Below are 8,536 nucleotides of genomic sequence, written 5' to 3'. Positions count from 1 at the left end.
ATACATAGATGCAGCCGGTTCCCGGGCCTAAAAGCAGCTTGACGATGGGGGCGAGTCCATACATAGGGTCGGTTCCCGAACGACCGCCGATAGGAATGATCGGCAGGGCGACGAATGACCAACGAACGGAGAAATCCGGAAAAGCGCGACTCCGCTTGAAGGTCATGCGTCAACCGAGCAATCTCCGCTATCGGCAGTCGTTTGGGAACCGACCCTACCTGCTATCCCCATCGGCATGCTTTCAGCGCGCGGTCGACGTTACTTGAACGGCCCCGCCATGGCCTTGAGCAGGCTGGCCTGGTCGTCATCGCCGGTCAGTTCCCAGGTGAACACCCCGCGCAGCTTCTGGTCCTTGGCATAGTCGGCGCGTAACGCAATCGAGGTCGGGTCTTCGTAGCTGATGAACACCTTGTCGGCGGCGTTGTACAACCACGGCGTCTGCGCCACCGGGTGCCAGTGCCGCTGCCAGCCGGGCTTGTCGAGGAATTCCTGCTTGATGCGGCGCCAGTCACCGGCATCGAACGGGGCGCTGTAGGGCTGGTACAGGCCATCGGCAGATTCGGTGGTCACCTTGAAGCCGCGCCCGTAGAACGGCACGCCCAGCACCAGCTTGTCGTTGGGCACGCCATGCTGGCGGTAATACTCCACCGCGCCTTCCACGCTGTTCCAGCGACGCTGCTCCGGTGCGAGCGGGTCCTGCGGCACTTCGCGCAGCGGCGCGTTGAAGGTGGACACCTTGGAGAAGCCCGTGCCCATGTCGTAGCTCATCAGGTTGATGAAATCGAGCGCCTGGCCCAGTTCCTTCAACTCGTAACTGAGCGCCGGGTCGTAAGGGCCGTCGGTCTGCACGCGGCCGGCCGGCAGTGCGGCGGTGAGCAGCCTGTGCGGGCCGCGGCCGCCGTCGAGCGCGTCCAGGTGCTTGCGGAACTCCTGCACCAGCAGGGTCATGTTGTGGCGGTCTTCAGGACGGTCGGTGATCTCCAGCGGGCCACCGGAGACCGGGAATTCCCAGTCAATATCCACGCCGTCGAAACTGCCGCGCTGTTGCTCGAAGAACATCGCCACGCACGAACGCACGAAACGTTCGCGGCTCTGTGCCGTAAGCGCTGCATCGGAGAAGCCGCCGGCGTTCCAGCCGCCGATGGAGATCATGGTGTGCAGCTGCGGGTGTTTGCGCTTGAGCGCAGCAAGTGCCTTGAAGTGCGCTGCAGCGCCGTCGTCCACCACGCACTTGCCGTCGTCGATGCGCGCGAACGCGTAGAACAGATGGGTCAGCGTATCGGCGGGAATGGACGCCACTGGATAGCGCTCGGCCGAACCGCCCGGATAGTAGGCCCCGATCACCGCGTTCGAGGCCGGTGCGGCGTGGCTCGCGATGGGCAGCGCGAGCGCGATGGCGGCGCCCAGCAGGGAAGTAGACAGACGGGACATGGCAACTCCGTGGATCACGATGGGCCAACGTTAACAAGGCGCGCACGGTCTTGGTTGGATGTCCTGCGAATCTGTCCGGCGGACATCTTCTGGCGCCGCTAATGGGAAACGTATTGACTTGCGACAGGCAAAAAAAACGGGCCCGAAGGCCCGTTTTTTTTCAGGAGGTGACGACCAACGGTCGTCACCTACCTTGGTGTTGCGGTCGATTACTCGGCCGAGGCGCCTTCGCCTTCCTCGACAGCCTTCATCGACAGGCGGATGCGGCCCTGCTTGTCGACTTCCAGCACCTTGACCTTGACCACGTCGCCTTCCTTCAGCTTGTCGCCGACCTTCTCGACGCGCTCGCTGGAGATCTGCGAGACGTGGACCAGGCCGTCCTTGCCCGGCAGGATGGTGACGAACGCGCCGAAGTCCATGATCTTGGCGACCTTGCCTTCATAGATGCGGCCCGGCTCGACGTCCGAGGTGATCTGCTCGATGCGGGCCTTGGCAGCCTGCGCAGCGATGGCATTGACCGACGCGATGACGATGGTGCCGTCGTCCTGGATGTCGATCTGGGTGCCGGTTTCCTTGGTGATGGCCTGGATGGTGGAACCACCCTTGCCGATCACTTCGCGGATCTTGTCCGGGTGGATCTTGATGGTCAGCAGGCGCGGCGCGTAGTCCGACAGCTCCTGGCGCGGCGCGGTCAGGCCGTGGGCCATTTCACCCAGGATGTGCAGACGACCAGCCTTGGCCTGCTGCAGTGCCTGCTTCATGATTTCTTCGGTGATGCCTTCGATCTTGATGTCCATCTGCAGGGCGGAGATGCCCTCAGCGGTACCGGCGACCTTGAAGTCCATGTCGCCCAGGTGATCTTCGTCACCCAGGATGTCGGACAGGACAACGAAGCGCTCGCCTTCCTTGACCAGGCCCATGGCGATACCGGCAACCGGCGACTTCACCGGCACGCCGGCGTCCATCAGGGCCAGCGAGGAACCGCAGACCGAGGCCATCGACGAGGAACCGTTCGACTCGGTGATTTCCGAGACGACGCGGATGGTGTACGGGAAGGCTTCCAGCGACGGCATCACTGCCAGCACGCCGCGCTTGGCGAGGCGGCCGTGGCCGATTTCGCGACGCTTCGGGCCCATCATGCGGCCGGTCTCACCCACCGAGTACGGGGGGAAGTTGTAATGGAACAGGAAGTTGTCCTTGTACTCACCGGACACGGCGTCGATCACCTGGCCGTCGCGGGCGGTACCCAGCGTGATGGTCACGATGGCCTGGGTCTCACCACGGGTGAACAGCGAGGAGCCGTGCACGCGCGGCAGGATGCCGGTCTTGACGGCGATCGGGCGGACGGTGTCCAGCGCGCGACCGTCGATGCGGACCTTGGTGTCGAGCACCGAGTTGCGCATGGTGCTGTATTCCAACTCGCCGAATTCCTTCGACAGCTCGGCCGGGTTCCAGCCTTCAGCGGCCACGCGGCCTGCCAGCGACTCGACCACGTCCTTCTTGATCGCCGAGATGGCGTCACGGCGCTGCAGCTTGTCGCGCACCTGGAAGGCTTCGCCCAGGCGCGGGCCGATGGCTTCCTGCAGGGCGCTGATCAGCACGTCGTTCTTGGCCGGGGCGACCCAGGTCGACGGCTTGGTGCCGGCTTCCACGGTCAGCTCGTTGATGGCGTTGATGACCTTCTGCATTTCGCGGTGACCGAAGGTCACGGCGCCCAGCATCACGTCTTCGGAAAGCAGCGCGGCTTCGGATTCAACCATCAGCACGGCGTTGGCGGTACCGGCCACAACCAGTTCCAGCTCCGAATCCTTCAGTTCGGTCACGGTCGGATTGAGGATGTACTCACCGTTCTTGTAACCCACCTTGGCAGCGGCGATCGGACCCTTGAACGGGGTACCGGCCAGCGACAGTGCAGCCGAGGCGCCGATCAGCGCGGCGATGTCGCCGTCGATGTCCGGGTTCAGCGACATGACCGTGGCGATGATCTGCACTTCGTTCTTGTAGTCTTCCGGGAAGAGCGGACGGATCGGACGATCGATCAGGCGCGAGATCAGCGTTTCCTTTTCGGTCGCACGGCCTTCGCGCTTGAAGAAGCCACCCGGGATACGGCCACCGGCGTAGAACTTCTCCTGGTAATCACAGGTCAGCGGGAAGAAGTCCTGGCCCTCACGCGCGCTCTTGGCAGCCACGGCGGAGACCAGCAGCACGGTGTCGTCGAACTTGACGATGACGGCGCCACCGGCCTGACGGGCGATTTCGCCGGTTTCAAGCGTGACGGTGTGCTTGCCGTACTGGAAGGTTTTGGTGATTTTTGCCACGGGGGATGTCCTTGGGGAAATGCTGTCTTCGAATGGACCGCGGGCGACCCTTGCCGCCGACGGGTGACCGGAAGTCCGGTCCTGGCGTTTGATGCGGTACTACCAAAACAAAACCGCGGCGCATTCCTGCGCCGCGGTCGGGATTCTTGCTTAGCGACGCAGGCCGAGCTTTTCGATCAGGGCCTTGTAACGAACGGCGTCTTTCTTCTTCAGGTAGTCCAGCAGGCTGCGGCGGCGGTTGACCATCTGCAGCAGACCGCGACGGCTGTGGTGATCCTTCTTGTGGGTCTTGAAGTGGCCGGTCAGCAGTTCGATGCGGGCGGTGAGCAGGGCAACCTGGACTTCCGGGGAGCCGGTATCGGCCGAGCTGCGCTTGTTGTCTTCAATGACCTTCTGGGTGTCGATCGACATATCTGTTTTCTCTTGGATGCGTGGCCCGCAGAAACGCCCCATTGGCGTACCGCGCGACTCGCCGTTAACGAAAGGATGAACCCGCAGACGCGGGAAAGCCTGAAAAGGCCGCGAAATTGTAACGGTCGCGGCCTCCCGGGACAAGCGCCGGGTGGGTCCGGGTCAGAGGTTGAAGCGGCGCTGGGGGGACAGCCGGCCGGTCGGGTCGACCTCGCCAAGCCCCTGGATCCGGTCCTCCGGGCCATACACGGCCACGGTACCGGGCGGCCAGGCCGGATCGCGCAGGCGCTGGCCCACGCAGAAGCGCGGCGCCTGTTCAGCATCCAGATCGACCCGAGGATAGTCGGCCAAGCCGGCCGCCAACGGCAGCAGCAGCGCCTCCATGGCAGCTTCGTCGCCCTGCTCCGCCAAGGCGCGCAGGGTGTCCAGGCTGACCATGGGGGCGTCGCGGAAGGGGTCCACCCAGAGCCGGCGCAGGCCGGCAATGTGCGCACCACAGCCCAGCGCTTCGCCCAGGTCGCGGGCCAGGCTGCGGATGTAGGTGCCTGAACCGCAGGTCACGCGCAGCGACAGCCGGGTCGGCTGCTGGTCCAGGACCTCGATGGCATGGACCTCCACATCGCGTTCGGGCGCGTCGATGGTCTCGCCCCGGCGGGCCTTCAGGTACAGCGGTTCGCCCCCCTGCTTGAGCGCCGAAAAAATCGGGGCGCGCTGACGTATCCGGCCCTTCAGGGGGGCCAGGGCCACTTCAAGCTGGTCGCGGCTGATAGCCGGTACCGCCCGCTCCAGCAGCACGCTGCCGTCGGCATCGTCGGTATCGGTGGTCTGGCCCAGCACGATGTCGGCGTCATAGGCCTTGGCCGCGCCCAGCAGCAGGCCGGCGATCTTGGTGGCTTCACCGAAGCACAGCGGCAACAGGCCGGTGGCCAGCGGGTCCAGGCTGCCGGTGTGGCCGCCCTTCTCGGCGCGGAACAGGCGGCGGGCCACCTGCAGCGCGGCGTTGGAGCTCATGCCGGTGGGCTTGTCGAGCAGGAGGATGCCGTCCAGGCGACGGAAGGTGATTCGGGTCATGGTGTTTCGCCGGGATTGGTCGTGCAGGCACGCAGGGCGGGCCATACAGGACAACAGCCCTTGCGGGCTGTTGGTTTATTCGGGTTTGTCTTCGCCGTCGTCGCCGTCGTCGCCGTCTTTGGCGTTGCGGCTCTTTTCGGCCGCGAGCGTGTCGGGCAGGTCGCGCAGGAGGTTGTCGATGTGCTCGCCACGGTCGACCGAATCGTCGTAGTGGAAGTGCAGCTCCGGCACGTGGCGCAGCTTCATGGCCTTGGCCAGGTCCATGCGCAGCTCCCAGGCCAGCTCCTTGAGCCCCTTCATCGCTTCGGCCGAACGTTCCGGCATCAAAGCGGTGACGAAGATCTTGGCATGGGCCATGTCACGGGTGACTTCGACGTCGGAAACGCTCACCGAGGGCAAGCCGTGTACACGCACGAGGTTATGCACGAGCGTACCCAGCTCACGGCGGATCTGGGCGGAAACACGGTCGGTTCGATGGAAGGTTTTCGGCACGGGGAACTCTTCAATATTCGGATGGGCGGGTCACGACCAACGGTCGTGACCTACCGGTGGGACCGGGACCAGGCGGACGGGTCCCGAGACCTGGTAGGGCCCGACCGTTGGTCGGGCCGCTTCCACATTACAGGGTGCGCGGCACTTCGATACGCTCGAAGCACTCGATCTGGTCACCCGGCTTCACATCGTTGTAAGCCTTCACGCCGATACCGCATTCCGTACCGTTGCGAACTTCCTCGACGTTTTCCTTGAAGCGACGCAGCGATTCCAGCTCGCCTTCGAACACCACCACGCTGTCGCGCAGGACGCGGATCGGCTTGCTGCGCTTGACCGTACCTTCGATGACCATACAGCCGGCCACGGCACCGAACTTGGAGCTGCGGAACACGTCGCGCACCTGGGCGATACCGATGATCTCTTCGCGGATTTCCACGCCGAGCAGGCCGGATGCCACCTGCTTCACCTGATCGATCACGTCATAGATGATCGAGAAGTAACGCAGGTCCACGCCGTTGGATTCAATGATGCGACGGGCCGAAGCATCCGCACGCACGTTGAAGCCGATGACAGTAGCCTTGGAGGCCACGGCCGAGTTGGCGTCGGATTCGGTGATGCCGCCCACGCCGGAGTGGATCACGTTGATGCGGATGTCGTCGTTGGACAGCGCGACCAGTGCCTGGCTCAGGGCCTGCACCGAACCCTGCACATCGGCCTTGATCACCAGGTTCAGCACCTGCTGGCCATCGCCCTTGCCCAGGGTTGCCATGATGTCTTCCATGCGGCTACCGGCCGACTGCACCAGGCGCGATTCACGGCGCTTGGTTTCGCGCTGCTGCGCGACGTCCTTGGCCAGGCGCTCGTCCTCGACCACCACGAAGTCATCGCCCGCATCCGGCACGCCGGACAGACCCAGCACCTGCACCGGGATGGACGGGCCGGCCTGGTCGGGCTGCTTGCCGGTCTCGTCGAACAGTGCGCGCACGCGGCCGTACTGGATACCGCAGACCAGGTAGTCGCCCTTCTTCAGCGAACCCTGCTGCACCAGCACGGTGGCGATCGGGCCACGGCCCTTGTCCAGCGAGGACTCGATGACCACGCCGCTGGCGCGGCCATCGGCCACGGCCTTCAGTTCCAGCAGTTCGGCCTGGATCGAGATGGCGTCCAGCAGTTCGTCGATGCCCATGCCAGCCTTGGCCGAGATCTCCACCATCTGGATGTCGCCACCGAAGTCTTCGGCCACGACCTGCTCGGTGAGCAGTTCGTTCTTGACCCGCATCGGGTCCGCGCCGGACTTGTCCATCTTGTTGATCGCCACGATCAGCGGCACACCCGCCGAGCGGGCGTGCTGGATGGCTTCCTTGGTCTGCGGCATGACGCCGTCGTCAGCAGCCACCACCAGCACCACGATGTCGGTCAGCTTGGCACCGCGGGCACGCATCGAGGTAAACGCGGCGTGGCCCGGGGTATCCAGGAAACTGATGACGCCCTTGGGCGTTTCAACGTGGTACGCACCGATGTGCTGGGTGATGCCGCCGGCTTCGCCGGTGGCCACCTTGGTGCGGCGGATGTAATCCAGCAGCGAGGTCTTGCCGTGGTCGACGTGGCCCATGATGGTGACCACCGGCGGACGCGCAACGGCTTCGCCCTGCTCGCCTTCGTTCAACGCCAGCAGCGCGTCTTCGGCGTCGTTGGTGTTGGCACGGATCACGTTGTGGCCGAGTTCTTCGGTCACCAGCGCGGCGGTGTCGTGGTCGATGGTCTGGGTGATGGTGGCCATCACGCCCATCTTGAACAGCGCCTTGACCACATCGCCGCCCTTCACGGCCAGCTTCTGGGCCAGGTCGGCCACGGTGATGGTGTCGCCAATGGTGACGTCACGCACGATCGGTGCGACCGGACGTTCGAAACCATGGGCACCACCGCCACTGCGCGACTGGTTGCTGTCACGGCGGCCGCCGTGCTGGGTGCGACCGGTCGGGCGACCGCGCGAGTTGCTGTTGTTGCCACGGCGCGCGCGATCGGCGGCCGACAGGTGCAGCTGACCGGCAAAGCGGTTGCCACCATCGTCGTCGCGCTTGGCGCCCGGGCGGTTGTTGTTGTTCGAGTTGCGGTCGTCCGCACGTGCAGCCGGACGTGCCGGTGCCGGCGCAGACGGACGCGCGGCACGGGCCGGCGCTTCGCTGGCGGCCGGGCGCGGCGCGGCTACCGGTGCCGGCGGGGCGTTCTTCGCCGCTTCCGCAGCGGCTTCGGCAGCCTTGCGCTCGGCTTCGGCGCGTTCCTTGGCGTCGATCTCTTCCTGGCGCTTGCGTGCGATTTCCTCATCGCGCGCACGGTCCTTCTCGGCCAGTGCACGCTGCTCGTCCAGATTGCGCTGGCGGGATTCCTCCAGCTTGCGAAGGATGTCGGCGCGCTCCTCATCCGGCGTCATCGCCTTGCCACTGGCGTCCTTGGTGTAGGTGCGCTTCTGGCGCACTTCAACATTGACGGTGGTCTTGCTGCGGCCGGCGCTGACGGTCACTTCCTGCAACTTGCGACGGTTGAGGGTGATCTTCTTTGCAGCTTCGTCGGCACTTTCGACGGGCTGCTCGGTCTTGCCATGCGAACGACGAAGGAAGCCCAGGAGCTTCACCTTCTCGGTGCTGGTCACGACCTGGTCGGGACCGCTGAACTTCATGCCGGCCTCGGCAAGCTGTTCAAGCAGTTTTTCGACCGGCGTATTGACCAGTTCGGCAAGCTTGCGGATGGTGGTTTGCTGCGACATTCGGATCCTATGATCTGGTTGGCGCTCCTCCGAAACGGGCGAAGGCAGC

General features: G+C 64.7%; 6 protein-coding genes. All 6 read right to left on the bottom strand.

The features are described from left to right. Positions 1-258: 258 nt before the first annotated feature. Complete coding sequence (locus tag KVS69_RS04565; RefSeq protein WP_217537268.1) at positions 259-1,431, bottom strand: glycoside hydrolase family 18 protein; 1,173 nt, start codon at positions 1,429-1,431, stop codon at positions 259-261. Between the two features lie 209 nt (positions 1,432-1,640). Then, complete coding sequence (pnp, locus tag KVS69_RS04560; RefSeq protein WP_068853377.1) at positions 1,641-3,749, bottom strand: polyribonucleotide nucleotidyltransferase; 2,109 nt, start codon at positions 3,747-3,749, stop codon at positions 1,641-1,643. Positions 3,750-3,899: 150 nt separating this feature from the next. Continuing rightward, positions 3,900-4,160, bottom strand: a complete 261-nt coding sequence (gene rpsO / locus KVS69_RS04555; RefSeq protein ID WP_068853379.1) for a 30S ribosomal protein S15 — start codon at positions 4,158-4,160, stop codon at positions 3,900-3,902. Positions 4,161-4,322: 162 nt separating this feature from the next. Then, complete coding sequence (truB, locus tag KVS69_RS04550; protein ID WP_217537265.1) at positions 4,323-5,231, bottom strand: tRNA pseudouridine(55) synthase TruB; 909 nt, start codon at positions 5,229-5,231, stop codon at positions 4,323-4,325. 75 nt (positions 5,232-5,306) lie between these two features. Next, the gene (gene rbfA, locus KVS69_RS04545; RefSeq protein ID WP_217537262.1) at positions 5,307-5,723 is read right to left on the bottom strand and encodes a 30S ribosome-binding factor RbfA; all 417 of its coding nucleotides are present in this window, start codon (positions 5,721-5,723) and stop codon (positions 5,307-5,309) included. A 127-nt stretch (positions 5,724-5,850) separates the two neighbouring features. Then, a complete protein-coding gene (gene infB, locus KVS69_RS04540; protein WP_217537259.1) occupies positions 5,851-8,487 on the bottom strand; it encodes a translation initiation factor IF-2 in 2,637 nt (878 codons plus the stop codon). Between the last annotated feature and the right edge of the window lie 49 nt (positions 8,488-8,536).

Origin of the sequence: Stenotrophomonas sp. GbtcB23, assembly GCF_019091045.1 — a bacterium.
GTDB classification, from domain to species: domain Bacteria; phylum Pseudomonadota; class Gammaproteobacteria; order Xanthomonadales; family Xanthomonadaceae; genus Stenotrophomonas; species Stenotrophomonas rhizophila_A.
This window is presented reverse-complemented; position numbering and strand designations above follow the sequence as displayed.